General features: G+C 70.5%; 18 protein-coding genes. 17 read left to right on the plus strand and 1 reads right to left on the minus strand.

What is annotated here, in order from left to right; all coding sequences use genetic code 11:
• Nucleotides 1-282: 282 nt before the first annotated feature.
• The 16 genes from rsmH to OHS59_RS32345 all read left to right on the plus strand — a co-directional run bounded on the left by rsmH (nucleotide 283) and on the right by OHS59_RS32345 (nucleotide 18,352).
• Nucleotides 283-1,239, plus strand: a complete 957-nt coding sequence (gene rsmH / locus OHS59_RS32270) for a 16S rRNA (cytosine(1402)-N(4))-methyltransferase RsmH (RefSeq protein ID WP_328496868.1) — start codon at nucleotides 283-285, stop codon at nucleotides 1,237-1,239.
• 96 nt (nucleotides 1,240-1,335) lie between these two features.
• Nucleotides 1,336-1,890, plus strand: a complete 555-nt coding sequence (locus tag OHS59_RS32275; RefSeq protein ID WP_328496869.1) for an FtsB family cell division protein — start codon at nucleotides 1,336-1,338, stop codon at nucleotides 1,888-1,890.
• 5 nt (nucleotides 1,891-1,895) lie between these two features.
• Nucleotides 1,896-3,875, plus strand: coding sequence for a peptidoglycan D,D-transpeptidase FtsI family protein (locus OHS59_RS32280; protein WP_328499442.1), 1,980 nt, complete (start codon nucleotides 1,896-1,898; stop codon nucleotides 3,873-3,875).
• Nucleotides 3,876-3,977: 102 nt separating this feature from the next.
• Entirely contained in the window at nucleotides 3,978-5,672 is a 1,695-nt protein-coding gene (locus OHS59_RS32285; protein ID WP_328496870.1) for a UDP-N-acetylmuramoyl-L-alanyl-D-glutamate--2,6-diaminopimelate ligase, read from the plus strand.
• Between the two features lie 4 nt (nucleotides 5,673-5,676).
• Nucleotides 5,677-7,089, plus strand: coding sequence for a UDP-N-acetylmuramoyl-tripeptide--D-alanyl-D-alanine ligase (locus OHS59_RS32290; protein WP_328496871.1), 1,413 nt, complete (start codon nucleotides 5,677-5,679; stop codon nucleotides 7,087-7,089).
• Nucleotides 7,086-8,159: a phospho-N-acetylmuramoyl-pentapeptide-transferase gene (gene mraY / locus OHS59_RS32295; protein WP_189769916.1), complete on the plus strand. Its 1,074-nt coding sequence runs from the start codon at nucleotides 7,086-7,088 to the stop codon at nucleotides 8,157-8,159. Before OHS59_RS32290 ends, mraY begins: the two co-directional genes overlap by 4 nt.
• Nucleotides 8,141-9,598: a UDP-N-acetylmuramoyl-L-alanine--D-glutamate ligase gene (murD, locus tag OHS59_RS32300; protein ID WP_328496872.1), complete on the plus strand. Its 1,458-nt coding sequence runs from the start codon at nucleotides 8,141-8,143 to the stop codon at nucleotides 9,596-9,598. The genes mraY and murD overlap by 19 nt, the downstream gene beginning before the upstream one ends.
• 185 nt (nucleotides 9,599-9,783) lie before the next feature.
• On the plus strand, nucleotides 9,784-11,142 hold the full coding sequence (gene ftsW / locus OHS59_RS32305) for a putative lipid II flippase FtsW (protein ID WP_328496873.1): 1,359 nt from the start codon (nucleotides 9,784-9,786) through the stop codon (nucleotides 11,140-11,142).
• Between the two features lie 6 nt (nucleotides 11,143-11,148).
• Complete coding sequence (gene murG / locus OHS59_RS32310) at nucleotides 11,149-12,237, plus strand: undecaprenyldiphospho-muramoylpentapeptide beta-N-acetylglucosaminyltransferase (RefSeq protein WP_328496874.1); 1,089 nt, start codon at nucleotides 11,149-11,151, stop codon at nucleotides 12,235-12,237.
• 23 nt (nucleotides 12,238-12,260) lie between these two features.
• The gene (locus OHS59_RS32315; RefSeq protein WP_328496875.1) at nucleotides 12,261-13,046 is read left to right on the plus strand and encodes a cell division protein FtsQ/DivIB; all 786 of its coding nucleotides are present in this window, start codon (nucleotides 12,261-12,263) and stop codon (nucleotides 13,044-13,046) included.
• Nucleotides 13,047-13,321: 275 nt separating this feature from the next.
• The gene (gene ftsZ / locus OHS59_RS32320) at nucleotides 13,322-14,518 is read left to right on the plus strand and encodes a cell division protein FtsZ (RefSeq protein WP_328496876.1); all 1,197 of its coding nucleotides are present in this window, start codon (nucleotides 13,322-13,324) and stop codon (nucleotides 14,516-14,518) included.
• A gap of 26 nt (nucleotides 14,519-14,544) precedes the next feature.
• The gene (gene pgeF, locus OHS59_RS32325) at nucleotides 14,545-15,252 is read left to right on the plus strand and encodes a peptidoglycan editing factor PgeF (protein WP_443061657.1); all 708 of its coding nucleotides are present in this window, start codon (nucleotides 14,545-14,547) and stop codon (nucleotides 15,250-15,252) included.
• A 6-nt stretch (nucleotides 15,253-15,258) separates the two neighbouring features.
• Nucleotides 15,259-15,993 (plus strand): YggS family pyridoxal phosphate-dependent enzyme, encoded by a 735-nt coding sequence (locus OHS59_RS32330; protein WP_328496878.1) that lies wholly within the window; start codon nucleotides 15,259-15,261, stop codon nucleotides 15,991-15,993.
• 127 nt (nucleotides 15,994-16,120) lie between these two features.
• Nucleotides 16,121-16,762 carry a cell division protein SepF gene (locus OHS59_RS32335; RefSeq protein ID WP_328496879.1) on the plus strand — a complete coding sequence of 214 codons (642 nt, stop codon included), beginning with the start codon at nucleotides 16,121-16,123 and terminating at the stop codon, nucleotides 16,760-16,762.
• A 50-nt stretch (nucleotides 16,763-16,812) separates the two neighbouring features.
• Complete coding sequence (locus tag OHS59_RS32340) at nucleotides 16,813-17,097, plus strand: YggT family protein (protein ID WP_107017493.1); 285 nt, start codon at nucleotides 16,813-16,815, stop codon at nucleotides 17,095-17,097.
• Between the two features lie 55 nt (nucleotides 17,098-17,152).
• Nucleotides 17,153-18,352: a DivIVA domain-containing protein gene (locus OHS59_RS32345; RefSeq protein WP_328496880.1), complete on the plus strand. Its 1,200-nt coding sequence runs from the start codon at nucleotides 17,153-17,155 to the stop codon at nucleotides 18,350-18,352.
• A gap of 312 nt (nucleotides 18,353-18,664) precedes the next feature.
• Here the strand turns inward: OHS59_RS32345 and ileS are convergent, their stop codons facing one another.
• The gene (gene ileS / locus OHS59_RS32350) at nucleotides 18,665-21,823 is read right to left on the minus strand and encodes an isoleucine--tRNA ligase (protein ID WP_328496881.1); all 3,159 of its coding nucleotides are present in this window, start codon (nucleotides 21,821-21,823) and stop codon (nucleotides 18,665-18,667) included.
• 609 nt (nucleotides 21,824-22,432) lie between these two features.
• On the opposite strand from ileS, the gene OHS59_RS32355 reads away from it, so the two are divergent.
• Nucleotides 22,433-23,425: a TraR/DksA family transcriptional regulator gene (locus tag OHS59_RS32355; RefSeq protein ID WP_328496882.1), complete on the plus strand. Its 993-nt coding sequence runs from the start codon at nucleotides 22,433-22,435 to the stop codon at nucleotides 23,423-23,425.
• The last annotated feature ends 35 nt before the right edge of the window (nucleotides 23,426-23,460 follow it).

Consider the following 23,460-nt stretch of genomic DNA (forward strand, 5'->3'; position numbering starts at 1 on the left):
AGGCCGGTTCGTTGACCGCGAGACACCGTGGACTAAAGTGACGCGAAGCGGGAGGCGAGATGTCCTCCCTGCTGGACTGCAATCCCCGGAGGCCCGGCGACGTGCCGGGATCTCCCCACGTGCGCGGCGCGTACGTACGGCTCGGCCTCCTCCCGCTCCCGGTCGGCTGACGCTCTTGGCGCCGGCAGGCCTTTCCCCTCGACCGGGGTACCTCCCGCTGACGGCTGCGGGCGGGCGGGGACCCGGCGGTGCGTACCGGCGCGCCGGACCTGAGAGGGCCCCTTGAGCCACAGTCGACATGTCCCGGTGATGCTCCAGCGGTGCCTGGACGTGCTGGCCCCCGCACTGGAGCGGCCGGGAGCCGTGGTCGTCGACTGCACCCTCGGTCTCGGCGGCCACAGCGAGGCCCTGCTCAGCCGGTTCCCCGAGGCGCGCCTGGTCGCCCTGGACCGCGACAAGGAGGCGCTGCGCCTCTCCGGGGAGCGGCTCGCGCCCTTCGGCGACCGGGCCACGCTGGTGCACGCCGTCTACGACGAACTCCCCGACGTGCTCGACCGCCTGGGCCTCCCCAGTGTCCAGGGCGTCCTCTTCGACCTGGGCGTCTCGTCCATGCAGCTCGACGAGGCGGACCGCGGCTTCGCCTACGCCCAGGACGCGCCGCTCGACATGCGCATGGACCAGACGACCGGCATCAGCGCGGCCGAGGTGCTCAACACCTACCCGCCCGGCGAACTGGTGCGGATCCTGCGGGCGTACGGCGAGGAGAAGCAGGCCAAGCGGATCGTGTCCGCGGTCGTGCGCGAGCGGGACAAGGACCCCTTCAGCAACAGCGCGCGGCTCGTCGAACTGATCCGCGACTCCCTGCCCCAGGCGGCCAAGCGCACCGGCGGCAACCCCGCCAAGCGGACGTTCCAGGCGCTGCGCATCGAGGTCAACGGCGAACTCACCGTCCTGGAGAGGGCCATCCCCGCCGCCGTGAAGGCGCTCGCCGTCGGAGGCCGGATCGCCGTGCTGTCGTACCACTCCCTGGAGGACAGGCTGGTGAAGCAGGTGTTCGCGGCGGGCGCCGCCAACACCGCGCCGCCCGGACTGCCGGTCGTCCCCGAGCGCTACCAGCCCCGGCTCAAGCTGCTCACGCGCGGTGCCGAACTCCCCACCGAGGAAGAGGTCGCGGAGAACCGGCGGGCCGCCCCCGCGCGGCTGCGCGGGGCGCAGCGCATCCGGGAGGACGCCGAGTGACGGAAGGGTGTGTGAGTTGGACGACCGAACTCACCGGGCACATGGGCCGGAACCCCGGACCCACCGGCCGGAAACCCGAACTCACCTGGAGGGTGAGTGAATAAGAAACCCGAACTGAGGGGGAGAGCGGCCCGGCTCGCGCGGCTCTTCCCGACCGGCTCCGGACAGGCCGCCCGTACGCCCTTCGTCCTCCTGGTCGTGGTGCTGCTCGGGGGCGGTCTCATCGGTCTCCTGGTGCTGAACTCCGCCCTCAGCGAAGGATCGTTCCAGCTCGACGACCTGCAGAAGGACACCAAGAGCCTCACCGACGAGGAGCAGGCGCTCCAGCGCGACGTGGACGCCTACTCCGCGCCCGACGCCCTCCAGCGCCGCGCCCGCGAACTGGGCATGGTGCCCGGCGGCGACCCGGCCTTCCTCAACCCCGACGGCACCGTCCGCGGTGTCCCCAGCGCGGCCGCCGAACAGTCGTCCATGTCCGTGATCCGGCCGCCCGAGGTGTTCGCCCCCGCACCGGCCCCGACGCCCGCCGAGCCGCCGACGCCGGCCGGGACACAGCCGGCCAGCGAACCGCCGGCGCTCACCGGGGCGCCGGAACCGGGCACGGAGAGCGTCCCGCAGCCCACGCCGACCTCTACGATTCCCGGCAGGTGACGGAAGTGTCCGACAGGGAACCCCCGCGCCGCAGGGTGCCCGCGCCCGCCCGGTCCGCGAAACCCGCCGCGAAACCCGCCCGCTCCGCGCAGCCCGGCAGCCAGCGGCGCCCCGGACCGGGCGCCCGGCCCGTGCGCCGGCCGGCCCCGCCCCGCGCCAAGGCGCCGCGCGTCATCCGGCTCGGCAGCCCCCGCCCGCGGCTGCGCCTGGTCAGCCTCGCCCTGGCCCTCGTACTGATCGCCTTCGTCGTACGGCTCCTGCAGGTGCAGGCGGTCGACGCGAGCGAGTACACCGCCAAGGCCGAGAAGAACCGCTACCTCAGCCGCACCCTGGCCGCCGCGCGCGGCGGGATCACCGACCGCAACGGCGTCGACCTGGCGATCAGCGTGGACGCGAACGACATCACCGCCGACCCCACGCTCTTCACCCGGAAGGCGACGAAGACCGACGACGCCCCCGAGCAGGCCGCCGCCCTGCTCGGCCCGATCCTCGGCAAGGACACCGGCGAACTCGCCGAGAAGCTCCGCACGAAGAAGACCCGCTACGTCGTGCTCGCCCGCCGCCAGACCCCCCAGGTCTGGACACAGATCAAGGACCTCAAGAGCACCCTCGCCGAGAAGGCCGGCGAGGGCGGGGCGGCGAACATCCTGGCGGGCGTCCTCCAGGAACCCAGCAGCAAGCGGGTCTACCCGAACGGCGACCTCGGCGCCGGGATACTGGGCTGGGTCAACGCCGACGGCAAGGGCGGCGGCGGCATCGAGCAGCAGCTCAACGGCGACCTGTCCGGCAAGGACGGCGAGATCCGCTACGCCCAGTCCGGCGGCCGGCAGGTACCGACCGCCGGTTCCACCGAGAAGCCCGCGGTGGCCGGGGCCGAGGTGGAGCTGACCATCGACCGTGACATCCAGTGGGCCGCGCAGAACGCCATCGCCACCCAGGTCGAGAAGTCCAAGGCGGACCGCGGGTACGTCATAGTGCAGGACAACAGGACCGGCGAGATCCTCGCGATGGCCAACTCGCCCGGCTTCGACCCGAACGACCTGTCCAAGGCCGACGGGGGCGCCCTGCACAACTGGAGTCTGGAGGACGCCTACGAGCCCGGCTCCACCGCCAAGGTGATGTCGATGGCCGCCGTCCTGGAGGAGGGCGCCGCAACCCCCGCGACACACGTGACCGTGCCCAACCGGCTGCACCGCGGCGACCGGCTCTTCAAGGACGACATCGACCACCCGACCTGGTACCTGACGCTCAACGGCGTCCTCGCCAAGTCCAGCAACATCGGCACCATCCTGGCGACCGGACAGCTCGGCAAGACGCAGCAGGAGGCCAACCGGGTCCTCTACTCCTACCTGCGCAAGTTCGGCATCGGCGGCTACACCGGGCTCGATTTCCCCGGCGAGACCAAGGGCATCCTCGCGCCCGCCGACCAGTGGTCGACCTCCCAGCAGTACACGATCCCTTTCGGCCAGGGCGTCTCCATCAACGCGATGCAGGCCGCCTCCGTCTACTCGACGATCGCCAACGGCGGCGTACGGGTGGAACCGACACTCGTCCGCGGCACCAAGGGAGCCGACGGACGCTTCACCCCGGCCGCCGCGGCCAGGAAGACAAGGGTCGTCAGCGAGAAGACGGCGAAAACCCTGGCACACATGCTGGAGTCCGTCGTGGACGACCAGGAGGGCACCGGCGCCAAGGCGCGCATCCCCGGCTACCGCGTCGCGGGCAAGACCGGCACGGCCAACCGCGTGGATCCGGCCACCGGCCGCTACCGCGGCTACACCTCGTCCTTCGCGGGATTCGCACCCGCGGACAACCCCCGCGTCACCGTGTACTGCGCCATCCAGAACGCCACCAAGGGCAGCTACTTCGGCGGTCAGATCTGCGGGCCCGTCTACAAGGAGGTCCTGGAGTTCGCCCTGAAGACCCTCCAGGTGCCGCCCACCGGGCACACGTCCGCCAGACTCCCCGTCACCTTCACGCCCTGACCGGCACAGCTCACGCCCGTATCCGTACCGGCGTCCGTACCGACATCCGCACCGACCGGAACACCCCGCGCACCGCCCGGAACACCGATCAGGAACCAGCTCGTGACAACGATCACTCCCGACCCCGGCAACGACGGCTCGACGCCCGTCCCGCCACGCCCCTCGCTTCGCTCCGGCGGGGGTGTGCCCGGTACGCTCACCGCCGTGCCACACGCCGATCAGTCCCAAACCACCCAGAAGGGCGTCCCTGTGACATATCCGGGGCCGCCGCGACCGGTTCAGAACTCCGCCACACCCCTCGCGGAGCTGGCCGATCAGTTGGGTGTCGACCACCCGAAGGGCGCCGCGGACGCCGCGGGCGCCCCGAGCGCCGCCGAGGTCACGGGCATCACCCATGACTCCCGCGCCGTCCGGCCGGGCGACATCTACGCCGCGCTGCCCGGCGCCCGGATGCACGGCGCCGACTTCGTGACGCAGGCCGCAGGACTCGGCGCCGTCGCCGTGCTGACCGACCCGACGGGAGCCGACCGCGCCCGGGCCACCGGTCTGCCGGTCCTCGTCGTCGACGACCCGCGCGGGACGATGGGCGAGCTGGCCGCCTCGATCTACGGCCACCCGGGCCCCGACCTGCTGCAGATCGGCATCACCGGCACCTCCGGCAAGACCACCACGGCGTACCTCGTCGAGGGCGGTCTGAAGACGGTCCGCAGGACCGGGCTCATCGGCACCGTGGAGATGCGCATCGGCGACGAGCGCATCAAGTCGGAGCGCACGACCCCCGAGGCCACCGACCTCCAGGCGCTGTTCGCCGTCATGCGCGAGCGCGGTGTCGAGGCGGTCGCCATGGAGGTCTCCAGCCACGCCCTGGTCCTCGGCCGGGTCGACGGCTGCGTCTTCGACATCGCGGTCTTCACCAACCTCAGCCCGGAACACATGGAGTTCCACTCCGACATGGAGGACTACTTCCGGGCCAAGGCGCAGCTGTTCACACCGGAGCGCAGCAGGCTCGGCGTCGTCAACCTCGACGACGAATACGGACGCAGGCTCGTCAAGGAGGCCGGCGTCCCCGTGGTGACGTTCTCCGCGGAGGGACACCCCGACGCCGACTGGCGCGCCGAGGACGTCCGGGTGGGCCCGATGGACTCCGTCTTCGTCGCGGTCGGACCCGAGGGCGAGCGGATCACCGCCAAGTCGCCGCTCGCGGGCCCCTTCAACGTGGCCAACACGCTCGCCGCCGTCGTCGCCCTCGCCGTTGCCGGGATCGACCCGCAGACCGCCGCGGACGGTATCGCCGCCGTGCCGGGCGTGCCGGGCCGCCTGGAGCGCGTGGACGCCGGACAGCCCTACCTCGCCGTCGTCGACTACGCGCACAAGACGGACGCCGTCGAATCCGTCCTGCGGGCCCTGCGCAAGGTCACGGAGGGCAAGCTGCACATCGTCCTCGGCTGCGGCGGCGACCGGGACAAGACCAAGCGGATGCCGATGGGCGCCGCCGCGGCCCGGCTCTCCGACACCGCCGTACTGACGTCCGACAACCCCCGTGGCGAGGACCCCCTCGCCATTCTCGCCACGATGCTCGCGGGCGCCGCCGAGGTGCCGGCCCACGAGCGCGGAGAGGTCCAGGTCTTCGAGGAACGGGCCGCCGCGATCGCCGCGGCCGTCGCCCGCGCACAGCCCGGGGACACCGTGCTGATCGCCGGCAAGGGCCACGAACAGGGCCAGGACATCGCCGGAGTGATCCGTCCGTTCGACGACCGCCAGGTGCTCCGCGCAGCCATCCAGAAGACCCAGGGATGAACTTGTGATCGCCCTCTCCCTCGCCGAGATCGCCTCAGTCGTCGGCGGACAGACGCACGACATACCGGATCCGTCGGTCCGGGTCACCGGACAAGTCGTCCGGGACTCCCGGGAGGTGGCGCCGGGCAGCCTCTTCGTCGCCTTCGCGGGTGAGCGCGTGGACGGCCACGACTTCGCCGCGGACGTCGTGAAGGCGGGCGCGGTGGCCGTCCTGGCCTCCCGGCCCGTCGGAGTGCCCGCGATCGTCGTGGACGACGTCCAGCGGGCCCTGGGCGCCCTCGCGCGCCACGTCGTGGAGCGGCTCGGCGCCACGCTCGTGGCCCTCACCGGCTCCGCGGGCAAGACCAGCACCAAGGACCTGATCGCCCAGGTGCTCCGCAGCAAGGCGCCGACGGTCTTCACGCCCGGCTCGCTCAACAACGAGATCGGGCTGCCGCTCACCGCGCTCAGCGCCACCGAGGAAACACGTTTCCTCGTCCTGGAGATGGGCGCCCGCGGGATCGGCCACATCCGCTACCTCGCGGATCTGACGCCCCCGAAGGTCGGCCTCGTCCTCAACGTCGGCACCGCCCACATCGGCGAGTTCGGCGGCCGCGAGCAGATCGCCCAGGCCAAGGGCGAGTTGGTGGAGAGCCTGCCCCCCGCCGAAGAAGGCGGCGTCGCCGTCCTGAACGCCGACGACCCCCTCGTACGGGCCATGGCCTCGCGTACGAAAGCACGCGTGATCCTCTTCGGAGAGTCCGGCGAAGCGGACGTACGGGCCGAGAACGTGCGGCTCACCGGGAGCGGACAGCCCTCGTTCAGCCTTCACACACCCACCGGGTGCAGCGAAGTGACCATGCGCCTGTACGGTGAGCACCACGTGTCGAACGCGCTCGCCGCCGCCGCCGTCGCCCATGAGCTGGGCCTGTCCGCAGACGAGATCGCCACCGCGCTCTCCGAGGCGGGCTCCCTCTCCCGTTGGCGGATGGAGGTCACCGAGCGCCCGGACGGCGTGACGGTCGTCAACGACGCCTACAACGCGAACCCCGAGTCCATGCGAGCCGCCCTGCGGGCGCTCGTGGCCATGGGCAAGGGGCGGCGGACCTGGGCGGTGCTCGGTCAGATGGCCGAGCTCGGGGACGAGGCGCTCGCCGAGCACGACGCGGTCGGACGGCTCGCCGTCCGGCTCAACGTCAGCAAGCTCGTCGCGGTCGGGGGCAGGGAAGCGTCCTGGCTGCAACTGGGCGCATATAACGAGGGTTCGTGGGGTGAGGAGTCGGTGCACGTGTCCGACGCACAGTCGGCGGTCGACCTGTTGCGCAGTCAGCTGCGCCCGGGAGACGTCGTACTCGTGAAGGCGTCCCGGTCGGTCGGTCTCGAACGGGTCGCGCAGGCGCTGATCGAGGGCACCGAGGGCGAGGTCGCCGTCCGATGATGAATCAGATCCTGTTCGCGGGAGTCATCGGTCTCTTCCTGACCCTGATCGGCACTCCGCTGCTGATCAAGCTGCTGGCCCGCAAGGGCTACGGTCAGTACATCCGTGACGACGGCCCGCGCGAGCACCACGCCAAGCGCGGTACGCCGACCATGGGTGGCATCGCCTTCATCCTGGCCACCCTGCTGGCGTACTTCCTCAGCAAGGTGATCACGGGGAAGCCGCCGACGTTCTCCGGACTGCTCGTGCTCGGCCTGATGACGGGCATGGGCGTGGTCGGCTTCCTCGACGACTACATCAAGATCGTCAAGCGGCGTTCGCTCGGTCTGCGGGCCAAGGCGAAGATGGCCGGCCAGCTGATCGTCGGTATCGCCTTCGCGGTCCTCGCGCTGCAGTTCGCGGACAACCGCAACAACACCCCGGCCTCCACCAGGCTCTCCTTCGTGCAGGACTTCGGCTGGTCCATCGGCCCGGTGCTGTTCGTGGTCTGGGCGCTGTTCATGATCCTCGCGATGTCGAACGGCGTGAACCTGACGGACGGTCTGGACGGCCTGGCCACCGGCGCCGCGACGATGGTGTTCGGCGCCTACACGTTCATCGGCGTCTGGCAGTTCCAGGAGTCCTGCGCCAACGCGCAGACCCTCACCAACCCGGGCGCCTGCTACGAGGTACGAGATCCGCTGGACCTCGCGGTCGTCGCCGCGGCCCTCATGGGCTCCTGCTTCGGCTTCCTGTGGTGGAACACCTCGCCCGCCAAGATCTTCATGGGGGACACCGGTTCCCTGGCGCTCGGCGGCGCGCTGGCCGGTCTCGCGATCTGCTCGCGCACCGAGCTGCTGGTCGCCCTGCTCGGCGGCCTCTTCGTCCTCATCACCATGTCGGTCGTCATCCAGGTCGGCTCGTTCCGCCTCACCGGCAAACGCGTCTTCCGGATGGCACCGCTGCAGCACCACTTCGAACTCAAGGGGTGGTCCGAAGTCCTTGTGGTGGTCCGCTTCTGGATCATCCAGGGCATGTGCGTCATCGTCGGACTCGGCCTCTTCTACGCGGGATGGGCAGCCAAGAAGTGACGACCGCTTCCGCCTGGCAGGGCATGAACATCACCGTCGCCGGTCTCGGCGTGAGCGGCATCAGTGCCGCCCGCGCCCTGGCCGGCCTCGGCGCGTCGGTCACGGTCGTCGACGGGGGTGACTCCCCGGCGCACCGGGAGCGGGCCGTCCCCCTCGAACAGCAGGGCATCGCGGTACGTCTCGCGGACGCCGACACGCTGCCCGAGGGCACCGACCTGGTGGTCACCTCGCCCGGCTGGAAGCCCGGCAGCCCGCTCTTCCTGGCCGCCGGCAAGGCGGGCGTGGACGTCGTGGGCGACGTCGAGATCGCCTGGCGCCTGCGCGGCCACGACGGCCGCAGGGCCGCCCCCTGGCTGGCCGTCACCGGCACCAACGGCAAGACCACCACGACCCGGATGCTCGCCTCGATCCTGGCCGCCGCGGGCCTGCGTACGGCCGCGGTGGGCAACATCGGCACGCCGATCGTCGACGTGGTGCTGGGCGACGACGAGGAGTACGCCGATCTCGACGTGCTCGCCGTCGAACTGTCCAGCTATCAGCTGCACTGGGCGCCCTCCCTGCGCGCCCACTCCGCGGCCGTCCTGAACCTCGCCCCCGACCACCTCGACTGGCACGGCTCCATGGAGGCGTACGCCGCCGACAAGGGACGCGTCTACGAGGGCAACCAGGTCGCCTGCGTCTACAACGTGGCCGACAAGGCCACCGAGGACCTGGTGCGCGCGGCGGACGTCGAGGAGGGCTGCCGGGCCGTCGGCTTCACGCTCGGCACCCCGGGGCCCTCCCAACTCGGCGTCGTGGACGGCATCCTGGTCGACCGCGCCTTCGTCGAGGACCGGCACAAGCAGGCCCAGGAACTCGCCGAGATCGCGGACGTCCGTCCGCCCGCCCCGCACAACATCGCCAACGCCCTCGCGGCGGCGGCCCTGGCCCGCGCCTTCGGCGTGCCCCCCAAGGCCGTCAGGGACGGGCTGAGGGCCTTCAGGCCGGACGCCCACCGCATCGAGCACGTGGCCGACGTGGACGGGGTCGCCTACGTCGACGACTCCAAGGCCACCAACACGCATGCGGCACAGGCCTCTTTGGCCGCGTACGAGTCGATCGTGTGGATCGCGGGCGGTCTCGCCAAGGGCGCGACCTTCGACGAAATCGTCGCCGGGTCGGCGAAGCGGCTTCGGGGTGTCGTGCTGTTCGGCGCGGACCGCGCGCTCATCCGCGAAGCCCTCGCGCGACACGCGCCGGAAGTACCGGTGGTCGACCTCGACCGGACCGACACTGGGGCGATGCCCGCGGCGGTCCAGGAGGCGACACGGCTCGCCCGCGCAGGCGACACGGTGCTCCTGGCGCCGGCCTGCGCCTCCATGGACATGTTCACCAACTACAACCAGCGCGGTGACATGTTCGCGGAAGCGGTCCGCGAACTCGGCGCCGCGGGCGCCTGACGGCAGGCCCCGGTCCGGCCCGGGCGCCCGGGATCCTTGGGAGCGACACGTGACGCCATCGTGGTCGGTGTACCGACGGCGGCCCTCCGCCGGTGGCACGGCACTGTGCGGGCCCCTCGCGCGGCCGGCGCCCGAGAGCCCCGGGGGACCCCCCTGGGGGCCTCCCGCGGCGGGGGAGGCCCGTCATGCCCACTAGTCGTACAGGGCGTCCTCCCGTCCAGCGCGCCCCCCGGCGGCCCGCCGCGCCCCGGCCGCCCCGCGACAACCCCGTGGGCCGCCTCTACGGGCGCGCGCGCCGTGCCTGGGACCGGCCGCTGACCGCGTACTACCTGATCCTCGGCGGCAGCCTGCTGATCACCGTGCTCGGCCTGGTGATGGTGTACTCGGCCTCGCAGATCACCGCGCTCCAGCTGTCACTGCCGGGAAGCTACTTCTTCCGCAAGCAGTTCCTCGCCGCCGTGCTCGGCGGCCTGCTGCTGCTGGCCGCCTCGCGGATGCCGTCCAAGCTGCACCGGGCGCTGGCGTACCCGATGCTCGCGGGCTCGGTCTTCCTGATGATCCTCGTCCAGGTGCCGGGGATAGGGGTCGCGGTCAACGGCAACCAGAACTGGATCTCCGTCGGCGGCCCCTTCCAGCTCCAGCCCAGCGAGTTCGGCAAGCTCGCCCTCGTCCTGTGGGGGGCCGACCTGCTCGCCCGCAAACAGGACAAACGGCTGCTGACCCAGTGGAAGCACATGCTGGTGCCGCTCGTACCGGTGGCCTTCATGCTGCTCGGGCTGATCATGCTCGGCGGCGACATGGGCACGGCGATCATCCTCACCGCGATCCTCTTCGGCCTCCTGTGGCTCGCGGGGGCGCCGACCCGGCTCTTCGGCGGCGTGCTCGCCATCGCCGTGACCCTCGGCGTGATCCTCATCAAGACCAGTCCCAACCGCATGGCCCGCCTCGCCTGCCTCGGCGCCACCGAACCGGGCCCCGGCGACTCCTGCTGGCAGGCCGTGCACGGTATCTACGCGCTGGCCTCCGGGGGGCTCTTCGGCTCCGGCCTCGGGGCGAGTGTGGAGAAATGGGGTCAACTCCCCGAGGCACACACCGACTTCATCTTCGCGATCACAGGTGAGGAACTCGGTCTGGCGGGCACTCTGTCGGTACTCGCACTCTTCGCGGCTCTAGGCTATGCGGGTATCCGCGTGGCCGGACGCACGGAGGACCCCTTCGTGAGGTACGCCGCGGGTGGCGTGACCACCTGGATCACGGCTCAGGCCGTGATCAACATCGGTGCGGTGCTCGGTCTGCTGCCGATCGCCGGAGTCCCGCTCCCGCTGTTCTCCTACGGGGGTTCCGCCCTGTTGCCGACCATGTTCGCCATCGGGCTCCTGATCGCCTTCGCGCGTGAGGACCCCGCTGCGCGGACGGCACTCGCGATGCGGCAACCCCGCTTTGGCAGAAAGCGGGCTGCGGTGAGAGGCTCCGCTGTCCGGGGGCCTCGGAAGTGGAACACGATGCGACGGCGTGCCTCGGCGCGTTCGTCCGGAGAGCGGTGAATTTCGGTGCATGTCGTACTCGCCGGTGGGGGGACCGCCGGCCACATCGAGCCCGCGCTCGCCCTCGCGGACGCCCTGCGCAGGCAGGACCCGACCGTGGGAATCACGGCATTGGGCACGGAGCGCGGACTTGAGACCCGACTCGTACCAGAACGGGGCTACGAACTCGGGCTGATCCCCGCGGTACCGCTGCCGCGCAAGCCCACCCCCGAGCTGATCACCGTCCCCGGACGGCTGCGCGGCACGATCAAGGCGGCCGAGCAGATCCTGGAGCGCGTCAAGGCGGACGCGGTCGTCGGCTTCGGCGGCTACGTCGCCCTGCCCGGCTACCTCGCGGCCAAGCGCCTCGGTGTGCCGATCGTGGTCCACGAGGCCAACGCCCGGCCGGGCCTCGCCAACAAGATCGGTTCGCGGTACGCGGCCCAGGTCGCCGTCTCCACGCCCGACAGCAAGCTGCGCAACGCCCGGTACATCGGTATCCCGCTGCGCCGCTCCATCGCCACGCTCGACCGGGCGGCCGTCCGCCCCGAGGCCCGCGCCGCTTTCGGGCTCGACCCCTCCCTGCCGACGCTGCTGGTCTCCGGCGGCTCGCAGGGCGCCCGCCGCCTCAACGAGGTGATCGAGCAGACCGCCCCGTACCTCCAGCAGGCCGGCATCCAGATCCTGCACGCGGTCGGCCCGAAGAACGAACTGCCGCAGGTCCACCAGATGCCGGGGATGCCCCCGTACATCCCGGTACCGTACGTGGACCGGATGGACCTCGCGTACGCGGCGGCCGACATGATGCTCTGCCGCGCGGGCGCGATGACCGTCGCCGAACTCTCCGCCGTCGGGCTCCCGGCCGTCTACGTCCCGCTGCCCATCGGCAACGGCGAACAGCGGCTGAACGCCCAGCCGGTGGTCAAGGCCGGCGGCGGACTGCTGGTCGACGACGCGGAACTGACGCCGCACTGGATCCAGGCCAATGTCCTGCCCGTGCTCGCCGATCCGCACCGGCTGTTCGAGATGTCGCGCGCGGCCTCCGAGTTCGGCCGCCGGGACGCCGACGACCTGCTCGTCGGGATGGTGTACGAGGCGATCGCGTCACGCCGCTAGCGCGTGGCAGAAGGCAGGGGAGCGTGGCCGGACCGACCACCGCAGAACGCGGCGAACGGCAGCATCTGGACTCCGGCCCGCCCCGGCCGCCCTTCCTCAGGAGGCTGCCGAAGCCTCGTACGCTCATTGTTGTGATGGTCTGCCTGGCCCTGCTCGCCGCGAGCGGGGTCTGGGTTCTCTACGGCTCGCAGTGGACGCGCGTGGAGCGGGTATCGGCCTCCGGGACACGGGTTCTGACGGCCGAACAGGTCGTCGAGGCGGCCGATGTCCGGATCGGATCGCCGTTGATTTCCGTCGACACCGACGCGATTGAGGCAACACTGCTCCGGAAATTGCCCCGAATTGACTCGGTTGACGTCGTCCGTTCCTGGCCCCACGGAATCGGGCTGAAAGTAACTGAGCGTAGGCCGGTCCTCATTGTCGAAAAGGGCGGAAAGTTCGTCGAAGTGGACGCCAAGGGTGTGCGATATGCCACGGTTTCGCGTGCCCCGCAGGACGTACCCGTACTGGAATTGACGGTGTCCCACTCGGCGGGCCTGCGCCGCTTCGGCGCCGACCGGCTGGTGCGCGAGGCGGTGCTCGTGGCCAGTTCCCTTCCGGCCGCGGTCGCCCGCGCGACCCGGGTCGTCAAGGTCCGTTCGTACGACTCCGTCACGCTGGAGTTGAGTGGCGACCGCACCGTCGACTGGGGCAGTGGTGAGAAGGGCCGCGCCAAGGCGCATACGCTCATTGCTCTCATGAAAGCCGCTCCGGAGGCGGGACACTTCGACGTAAGTGTTCCCACCGCCCCTGCGTCATCCGGGAGTTGACGCATGTCTGCGCAGGCCAGCACCCTGGTTGGGCAGCGACATGGCTGATCACATAGGGTGAAAAGAAAAACGGGAGGTTCGGCGTGTTCGTTGAACGTGCGCCACTTGTCGACTTAGTGTCCTGTTCGGAAGAGTCCAAGGAACAGACACACTGGTAACCCTAAACTTCAGCGTTAGGGTTCGGGTCGGCGTTCGGACCGTCCCATTCGGCATCAGTCGTCGGATCGCGACCGTGCGAGGCGACGACACGTAACTCGAGGCGAGAGGCCTTCGACGTGGCAGCACCGCAGAACTACCTCGCAGTCATCAAAGTCATCGGTGTCGGCGGCGGTGGTGTCAATGCCATCAACCGGATGATCGAGGTCGGTCTCAAGGGCGTCGAGTTCATCGCCATCAACACGGACGCCCAGGCGCTGTTGATGAGCGACGCCGACGTCAAACTCGACGTCGGCCGCGAACTCACCCGCGGACTCGGCGCCGGAGCCAACCCGGCCGTCGGCCGCAAGGCGGCAGAGGACCACCGCGAGGAGATCGAGGAGGTCCTCAAGGGGGCCGACATGGTCTTCGTGACAGCCGGCGAGGGCGGCGGCACCGGCACCGGCGGCGCGCCGGTGGTGGCCAACATCGCCCGCTCGCTCGGCGCACTCACCATCGGCGTGGTCACCCGCCCCTTCACCTTCGAGGGCCGGCGCCGCGCCAACCAGGCCGAGGACGGCATCGCGGAACTCCGCGAAGAGGTCGACACCCTCATCGTCATCCCCAACGACCGGCTGCTGTCCATCTCGGACCGCCAGGTCTCGGTCCTCGACGCGTTCAAGTCGGCGGACCAGGTCCTGCTCTCCGGTGTCCAGGGCATCACCGACCTCATCACCACCCCCGGTCTGATCAACCTCGACTTCGCCGACGTCAAGTCCGTGATGTCCGAGGCCGGTTCGGCCCTCATGGGTATCGGCTCGGCCCGCGGCGACGACCGCGCGGTGGCGGCCGCCGAGATGGCGATCTCCTCGCCGCTCCTGGAAGCCTCCATCGACGGTGCCCGGGGCGTACTGCTCTCGATCTCCGGCGGTTCGGACCTCGGCCTGTTCGAGATCAACGAGGCCGCCCAGCTGGTGAGCGAGGCCGCGCACCCCGAGGCCAACATCATCTTCGGCGCGGTCATCGACGACGCGCTCGGCGACGAGGTACGGGTCACCGTCATCGCGGCCGGGTTCGACGGCGGGCAGCCTCCGTCCAAGCGGGACACCGTGCTCGGCTCGTCCTCCACCAAGCGCGACGAGCCCGCGCCGGTGCGGGCGGGCGACAGCCGTCCGTCCTTCGGCTCGCTCGGCAGCGTCACGCCCAAGGAGGCGCCGGAGCCCGCTCCGGAGCCGGCTAGCAACGAACTGCCGCCCGTCTCCCCGCCGGTCCCGCCGTCGCGGACCTACTCCGACAGCGCGGCGGAGGAGCTGGACGTGCCGGACTTCCTCAAGTGATAGGACGGCGCTCAGCAGTGGGCACCGTGAGCGGCGCGCACTTCGCCTTCACCGACAGGTGGGGCGGGGTGAGCGCCGTTCCGTACGAAGAGCTCAATCTCGGCGGGGCGGTCGGCGACGACTCCGGGGCCGTACGGACCAATCGTGAGCTGGCGGCCAAGTCGCTCGGTCTCGACCCGGCGCGGGTCGTCTGGATGAACCAGGTGCACGGACCCGACGTGACCGTCGTCGACGAACCCTGGGGCGAGCGCCCGGTCCCGGAGACCGACGCGGTCGTCACCGCCCGCCGGGGCCTCGCCCTCGCGGTGCTCACCGCGGACTGCACACCCGTCCTGCTCGCGGACCCCGTCGCGGGGATCGTGGCCGCGGCCCACGCGGGACGGCCGGGCATGGTCGCCGGAGTCGTACCCGCCGCCGTGGAGGCCATGGTGGAACTCGGCGCCGAACCCGGCCGGATCGTGGCCCGCACCGGCCCCGCCGTCTGCGGCCGGTGCTACGAGGTGCCGGACGCGATGCGGGCCGAGGTCGCGGCCGTCGAGCCCGCGGCGTACGCCGAAACCAGCTGGGGCACGCCGGCGGTCGATGTGACCGCGGGGGTGCACGCGCAGCTGGAGCGGCTCGGGGTGCGCGACCGGGAGCAGTCGCCGGTCTGCACGATCGAGTCGGACGATCATTTCTCGTACCGTCGGGACGGCCTCACCGGCCGGCTCGCGGGCTATGTGTGGCTGGACTGATCGGGCATGACGGACCGTAGGACGGAACTCGCCGGGAACCTGGCGGACGTGGAGGAGCGCATCGCCGCCGCGTGCGCGGCGGCCGGGCGCAAGCGTGAAGAGGTGACCCTGATCGTGGTCACCAAGACCTACCCCGCCGAGGATGTGCGGATCCTGTCGGAACTCGGTGTGCGGCACGTCGCCGAGAACCGTGACCAGGACGCGGCGCCCAAGGCCGCGGCCTGCTCCGATCTGCCCCTGTCCTGGCACTTCGTGGGCCAGTTGCAGACCAACAAAGTGCGTTCGGTGGTCGGTTACGCCGACGTCGTGCAGTCCGTCGACCGGGCCCGGCTCGTCACCGCCCTGTCGAAGGAAGCGGTGCGCACGGAACGCGAGGTGGGCTGCCTCATCCAGGTTGCGCTCGACGCGGAGCAGTCCGCGGCGGGAAAGGGTGGACTGGGGGAGCGCGGTGGTGTAGGGGTCGAAGGCGTCGGGGAGTTGGGCGAACTCGTCGCCCGGGCGCCGGGTCTGAGGCTCGACGGACTGATGACCGTCGCTCCGCTCACCGGCCCGTACGCGGGGCGTGAACTGGCGGCGTTCGAGCGCCTGATGGATTTGTCGACTGACCTGCGCCGCGCTCATCCGGCTGCGAACATGGTCTCGGCAGGGATGAGTGCAGACCTCGAACAAGCAGTGACGGCCGGAGCGACACATGTACGCGTCGGCACTGCGGTACTCGGCGTCCGCCCCAGGCTCGGGTAACGTCGCCAAGAAGTCGGACCACAGCAGAAAATATGGTCATTACCGCCGCTGGCGGGCAGACGACCTCGTGGATCGCGGGCACTTGGCAACAGTCAGCCGATCCACCACAGAGCGGAGGACTCAGAGCATGGCCGGCGCGATGCGCAAGATGGCGGTCTACCTCGGCCTCGTGGAGGACGATGGGTACGACGGCAGGGGCTTCGACCCCGATGACGACTTCGAGCCCGAGCTTGATCCGGAGCCCGAGCGGGACCGCCGACGGCATGAGCCGTCGCATCAGTCGCACCAGCCACACCAGTCCCAAAGGGACGAACCGGTACGAGTGGTGCATGCTCCGGTGCAGCGGGAGCCCGCGCCCCATTCCGCTTCGCTGGGCGCGGAATCCGGCCGCCCGGCCCGGATCGCCCCCGTGGCGTCCATCACACAAGAACGTCAAAGCCTGGAGAAGAACGCGCCGGTGATCATGCCCAAGGTCGTGTCGGAACGAGAGCCGTACAGGATCACCACGCTGCACCCCCGGACCTACAACGAGGCCCGTACCATCGGGGAACACTTCCGTGAGGGCACCCCGGTGATCATGAATCTGACCGAGATGGATGACACGGACGCCAAGCGACTTGTCGACTTTGCGGCCGGTTTGGTGTTTGGTCTCCACGGGAGCATCGAGCGGGTGACGCAGAAGGTGTTCCTGCTGTCTCCTGCTAACGTCGATGTCACGGCGGAGGACAAGGCTCGCATCGCAGAGGGCGGGTTCTTCAACCAGAGCTGAGACGCAGGACCGGACAGCACGGAAAACAGGGGAGAGGGACGCACGGAATCATGAGCGTGGTCGGGCAGGTTCTCTACGTCGTGCTGATGTGTTTCCTCATCGTGCTGATCTTCCGGTTGGTCATGGACTACGTCTTCCAGTTCGCCCGCTCATGGCAACCCGGCAAGGCGATGGTGGTCGTTCTTGAGGCGACCTACACTGTCACTGATCCACCGCTCAAGCTTCTGCGGCGGTTCATCCCGCCGCTACGTCTCGGGGGCGTGGCGCTCGACCTGTCCTTCTTCGTACTGATGATCATCGTCTACATCCTGATCTCCGTTGTGAGCCGGCTGTGAACGATACGGTCTTGCCGAACGCCGACGATGCCGACGACTACGTTGAGGTGAAGAGATGCCGTTGACCCCCGAGGACGTGCGGAACAAGCAGTTCACGACCGTCCGCCTCCGAGAAGGCTATGACGAGGACGAGGTCGATGCCTTCCTCGATGAGGTCGAAGCCGAACTGACCCGCCTGCTCCGCGAGAACGAAGACCTGCGCGCCAAGCTGGCCGCCGCGACACGCGCCGCCGCGCAGAACCAGCAACAGGGCATGCGCAAGCCCCCCGAACAGCAGGATCCGCAGCAACAGCAGGGTCCGCCACAGGGCATGCGCGGCGGTCCGGGCGCTCCCGTACCCGCCGGCATATCGGGCCCGCCGCAGCAGCAGATGGGCGGCCCCATGGGCGGCCCGCCCCAGCTGCCGAGCGGTGCCCCGCAGCTTCCCGCGGGCCCCAGCGCCCAGGGTCAGCAGGGTCCCGGCCAGATGGGTCAGGGCCCCATGGGCCAGGGTCCGATGGGCCAGGGTCCGATGCAGGGCGGCATGGGCCAGGGTCCCGGCCCCATGCAGGGACAGATGCAGCAGCAGATGCCCCAGCAGATGGGCGGCCCGATGGGCGGTCCCATGGGTGGTCCGATGGGCGGGCACGGCCCGCAGATGGGACAGCCCGGCCAGGGTCCCGGTGGCGACAGCGCCGCCCGTGTGCTCTCGCTGGCCCAGCAGACCGCCGACCAGGCGATCGCCGAGGCCCGCTCCGAGGCCAACAAGATCGTCGGCGAGGCCCGTAGCCGCGCCGAGGGTCTGGAGCGCGACGCCCGTGCCAAGGCCGACGCCCTGGAGCGGGACGCGCAGGAGAAGCACCGCGTGGCGATGGGCTCCCTGGAGTCCGCCCGCGCCACGCTGGAGCGCAAGGTCGAGGACCTGCGCGGCTTCGAGCGCGAGTACCGCACGCGTCTGAAGTCCTACCTGGAGTCGCAGCTGCGTCAGCTGGAGACCCAGGCCGACGACTCGCTGGCTCCGCCGCGTACCCCGGCGACCGCCTCGCTTCCGTCGTCGCCCAGCCCGTCCATGGCTCCGGCCGGGGCGAGCGCGCCGTCCTACGGCGGCAACCCGATGGGCGGCCCCGGTCCCGGTGCGCAGTCCTACGGCGGCCAGCAGCAGATGTCGCCTGCCATGACCCAGCCGATGGCGCCGGTCCGGCCGCAGGGGCCCTCGCCCATGCAGCAGGCGCCTTCGCCGATGCGTGGCTTTCTGATCGACGAGGACGACAACTGACGGCCTCCCGTACGCCTTAGGCGTCGGCAGCGTTCAGGGCGGAGCCCCCGGTTATCCGGGGGCTCCGCCCGTTTGCCGTCTTCTTTTGCGTCTGCGGCGCGGGACGGAGAAGGCCCCGGTCCATCAGAGTTCTGGTGGACCGGGGCCTTCTCGGTGCGCGGGGTTGGGGCTCGGGTCACGGCGTTGTCGGCGGCCTGCGCTTGCAGGTGCCGCTGCGCCCACCCGTGCCGCCCCTAGCGGCACGCATGCCCGCAGCTGGGGGGCGGCGCGCATGCCCGCGGCTGGGGGCGGCGGGCATGCGTGCGGCTGGGGTTACGCCTTGCGGAGGTGGAACACCAGGGACAGGGGCTCGTCCGTGAAGGCGGGGCCGTAGGTGTTGTCCGGCTCGCCCTGGGCGAAGTCCGTGCCGAGCACCTCGTCCGCGATCAGGGCGGAGTGCTCGGTGAGCGCCGCGATGACCTTCGGGTCCGTGGACGTCCAGCGCAGGGCGATCCGGTCCGCCACGTCGAGGCCGCTGTTCTTGCGGGCCTCCTGGATCAGACGGATGGCGTCACGGGCCAGACCGGCCTGCCGCAGCTCCTCCGTCAGCTCCAGGTCGAGCGCCACCGTGGCACCGGAGTCCGACGCGACGGACCAGCCCTCGCGCGGGGTCTCTGTGATGATGACCTCATCCGGGGCCAGCGTGACGGTCTCGCCGTCGACCTCCACCGAGGCCGTTCCCTCGCGCAGGGCCAGGGACAGCGCGGCCGCGTCGGCCTCGGCGACGGCCTTCGCCACCGCCTGCACGCCCTTGCCGAACCGCTTGCCCAGCGCGCGGAAGTTCGCCTTGGCCGTCGTGTCCACCAGTGAACCACCGACCTCGGACAGTGACGCGAGCGAGCTCACGTTCAGCTCCTCGGTGATCTGCGCGTGCAGCTCACGGTCGAGGGAGCCGAAGCCGGTCGCGGCGACCAGCGCGCGGGACAGCGGCTGGCGGGTCTTCACTCCCGACTCCGCGCGTGTGGCACGGCCCAGCTCCACGAGACGGCGTACGAGCACCATCTGCTTCGACAGCTCCGGGTCGATGACGGACAGGTCCGCCTCCGGCCAGGTCGACAGGTGCACGGACTCCGGGGCGTCGGCGGACACCGGCACCACGAGGTCCTGCCAGACCCGCTCGGTGATGAACGGGGTCAGCGGGGCCATCAGCCGCGTGACCGTCTCGACGACCTCGTGGAGGGTGCGCAGCGCCGCCTTGTCGCCCTGCCAGAAGCGGCGACGGGAACGGCGTACGTACCAGTTCGACAGGTCGTCGACGAAGGCCGAGAGCAGCTTGCCGGCGCGCTGGGTGTCGTACGACTCCAGAGCCTGCGTCACCTGGTCGGTGAGCGCGTGGAGTTCGGACAGGAGCCAGCGGTCGAGGACCGGGCGGTCCGCGGGCGCCGGATCGGCGGCGCTGGGCGCCCAGTTGGCCGTGCGCGCGTACAGGGCCTGGAAGGCGACCGTGTTCCAGTACGTGAGGAGCGTCTTGCGGACGACCTCCTGGATGGTGCCGTGGCCGACGCGGCGGGCCGCCCAGGGGGAGCCGCCGGCCGCCATGAACCAGCGCACCGCGTCCGCGCCGTGCTGGTCCATCAGCGGGATCGGCTGCAGGATGTTGCCCAGGTGCTTGGACATCTTGCGGCCGTCCTCGGCGAGGATGTGGCCGAGGCAGACCACGTTCTCGTACGACGACTTGTCGAAGACCAGGGTGCCGACGGCCATCAGCGTGTAGAACCAGCCGCGGGTCTGGTCGATGGCCTCCGAGATGAACTGCGCCGGGTAGCGGCTCTCGAAGAGCTCCTTGTTCTTGTACGGGTAGCCCCACTGCGCGAACGGCATCGAACCCGAGTCGTACCAGGCGTCGATGACCTCCGGCACGCGCGTGGCCGTCTTCTCACAGCTCGGGCACGCGAAGGTGACCTCGTCGATGAACGGGCGGTGCGGGTCCAGCTCCGACTGGTCGCTGCCCGTCAGCTCGGTCAGCTCCGCGCGGGAGCCGACGACGGTGAGGTGGTCGTCCTCGCAGCGCCAGATCGGCAGCGGGGTGCCCCAGTAGCGGTTGCGGGACAGCGCCCAGTCGACGTTGTTGTTCAGCCAGTCGCCGTAGCGGCCGTTCTTGACGGAGTCCGGGAACCAGTTGGTCTTCTCGTTCTCCTGGAGGAGACGGTCCTTGATGGCGGTGGTGCGGATGTACCAGGACGGCTGCGCGTAGTAGAGGAGCGCGGTGTGGCAGCGCCAGCAGTGCGGGTAGCTGTGCTCGTACGGGATGTGCTTGAAGAGCAGACCGCGGTTCTGGAGGTCCTCCGTGAGCTTTTCGTCCGCCTTCTTGAAGAAGACACCGCCCACGAGGGGGACGCCCTCCTCGAAGGTGCCGTCCGGACGCACGGGGTTCACGACCGGCAGCCCGTACGCGCGGCAGACCTTGAGGTCGTCCTCACCGAAGGCGGGGGACTGGTGGACCAGACCCGTGCCGTCCTCGGTCGTCACGTACTCGGCGTTGACCACGTAGTGGGCGGGTTCGTCCTTCGGGAACTCGACGAGCTCGAACGGACGTTGATACGTCCAGCGCTCCATCTCGGCGCCCGTGAAGGACTGTCCGGTGGTCTCCCAGCCCTCGCCGAGGGACTTCCCGACGAGCGGCTCGGCGACGACGAGCTTCTCCCGGCCGTCCGTCACGACCACGTACGTCACGTCGGGGTGCGCGGCGACCGCCGTGTTGGACACCAGGGTCCACGGGGTCGTCGTCCACACCAGCAGCGCGGCCTCGCCCGCGAGCGGACCGGAGGTGAGCGGGAAACGGACGAACACCGAGGGGTCGACGACCGTCTCGTAGCCCTGCGCCAGCTCGTGGTCCGAGAGGCCCGTGCCGCAGCGCGGGCACCAGGGGGCCACACGGTGGTCCTGGGTCAGCAGGCCCTTGTTGAAGATCTCCTTGAGCGACCACCAGACGGACTCGATGTACTCCGGGTCCATCGTCCGGTACGGGTCGTTCAGGTCGGCCCAGTAGCCCATGCGGGTCGTGAGCTCTTCGAACGCGTCGGTGTGGCGGGTCACGGACTCACGGCACCGGGCGTTGAACTCGGCGATGCCGTACGCCTCGATGTCCTGCTTGCCGTTGAAGCCGAGCTCCTTCTCGACCGCCAGCTCCACCGGCAGGCCGTGGCAGTCCCAGCCGGCCTTGCGGCCCACGTGGTAGCCGCGCATGGTGCGGAAGCGCGGGAAGACGTCCTTGAAGACGCGGGCCTCGATGTGGTGGGCGCCCGGCATGCCGTTGGCCGTGGGCGGGCCTTCGTAGAACACCCACTCCGGGCGGCCCTCGGACTGCTCCAGGGTCTTGGCGAAGATCTTCTGCTCGCTCCAGAAGTCGAGCACGGCGTGCTCAAGGGCGGGCAGGTCGATCTGGGCCGGCACCTGGCGGTACTGCGGCTGTGTACTCGGCTGCGTATCCAACGAACTTCCTCCGGCGGACTTCTGCCTTCCGTCCGGAGGGACGAGAGCCGTGTTGTCACCTACGCCGTGTTCGGCGCGCTCCCGCGGTACCACCCTCCTTGGCCCTCCGGCGCTTTCCGCGCGCCGGTGAGCCCCCTCATTGGGGTCGCGATACCGGGTCTACCGGCCGCTGCGTGTTCGCTGCGGCTTTCTTCCGGCGGCTCCGGGGTGATCTTCACGTCGCGCTCGCCCCCGGGCTCACACCGTCCCCGGGTCGCTCTTGGCCGCGTACGCCGCTACTCGTCCCCATCCAAGCTTCTCGCTCCGGCCAGTGTACGGCGCCGGGCCGACAGCGGCAGACCGGTTTTACGGGGTCCGTGAGAGCGGGCGGCGGCGCGTGGCGGAGGCGTGCACTGACCCGAATGCCGAGGCGCCGTTGTTCGGGTCCCGGGACGGCCGACGCGGCGGATTACCCGGCGGGGAGCTGGGCACAACGCTTGCAGACTCGCTGTGCGGTACGCGCGGGGCGGGCGAACCGGGCGGCGTGCCCCGTTGCCGTGGGACTCAAGTCGATTTATCGTCCCAGCACGATTCGCGTGCAAGGTCACAAAATGTGAAGGGGCCGCGGCCATGGTGGCGAAAAAGACCGCCGAACAGCAGTCGGCGTCGGGCAGATCCATGGGGGCGGCCGGTGACTCGGGGGCGGCGGCCGAGGGCGCCGGCGGCGGGAGGAGCGCGACCGGCAAGGCAGCCGGGGGTGCGAAGAAGACGGCCTCCGGGACACCCACTGGAACCGCGCCCGGGACGGCCTCCGGGCCGACCGTCGGGACGGGCACCGGGACGGCGGCCACCAAGAAGGCTCGCAAGAAGACGGCTGCCGCGAAGACGGTCGCCGCCGGGACGGCTCCGGTGAAGACGGCGGCCACGAAGAAGGTTGCCGCGAGGAGAGCCGGTGCGGCGGCCGGCTCCGCGAAGGCGGCCGGTACCGGTACCGCCTCCGCCGAGGAGACCGGGGCGCCGGTGAAGCGGGCGCCCCGGAAGACGGCCGCCACGAAGGGCACACGCACGGCCAGGAAGGCGGTCGCTTCCGCGGCCGAGGGAACAGCGGCACAGGCCGCCGAGACGACGGGAGCCACGACGGTGGTTGCGAAGAAGACCTCTGGCACGGCCGCGGCGGCGGACAAGCCCACCGCGGTTCCCAAGGCGCGGGTGGCCGCGGCGGAACCCGGCGAGCTCGCGGTACGCCCCGGCGAGGACCCGTGGACCCCGCAGGAGGCCACGGAGGCGCGCGAGGAACTGCTCTCCGAGGCGTTGCGGCTGCGCGCCGAGATCACGCACTCCGAGGAGTCCCTGGCGGGGCTGATGCGCGACTCCGGGGACGGTGCGGGCGACGACCAGGCGGACACCGGCACCAAGAACATCACGCGCGAGAGCGAGATGGCGCTCGCGGCCAACGCGCGGGAGATGCTGGAGCAGACCGAGCGGGCCCTGGAGCGCCTGGACGCGGGGACGTACGGGCTCTGTGAGAACTGTGGCAATCCCATCGGCAAGGCCCGCATGCAGGCCTTCCCGCGGGCAACCCTGTGCGTCGAGTGCAAGCAGAAGCAGGAGCGCCGCTACTGACATCCCCTCGGACGTCCCGTGGATCGAACACCGAT

The organism is Streptomyces sp. NBC_00414 (genome assembly GCF_036038375.1).
In the GTDB taxonomy this organism is placed as follows: Bacteria; Actinomycetota; Actinomycetes; order Streptomycetales; family Streptomycetaceae; genus Streptomyces.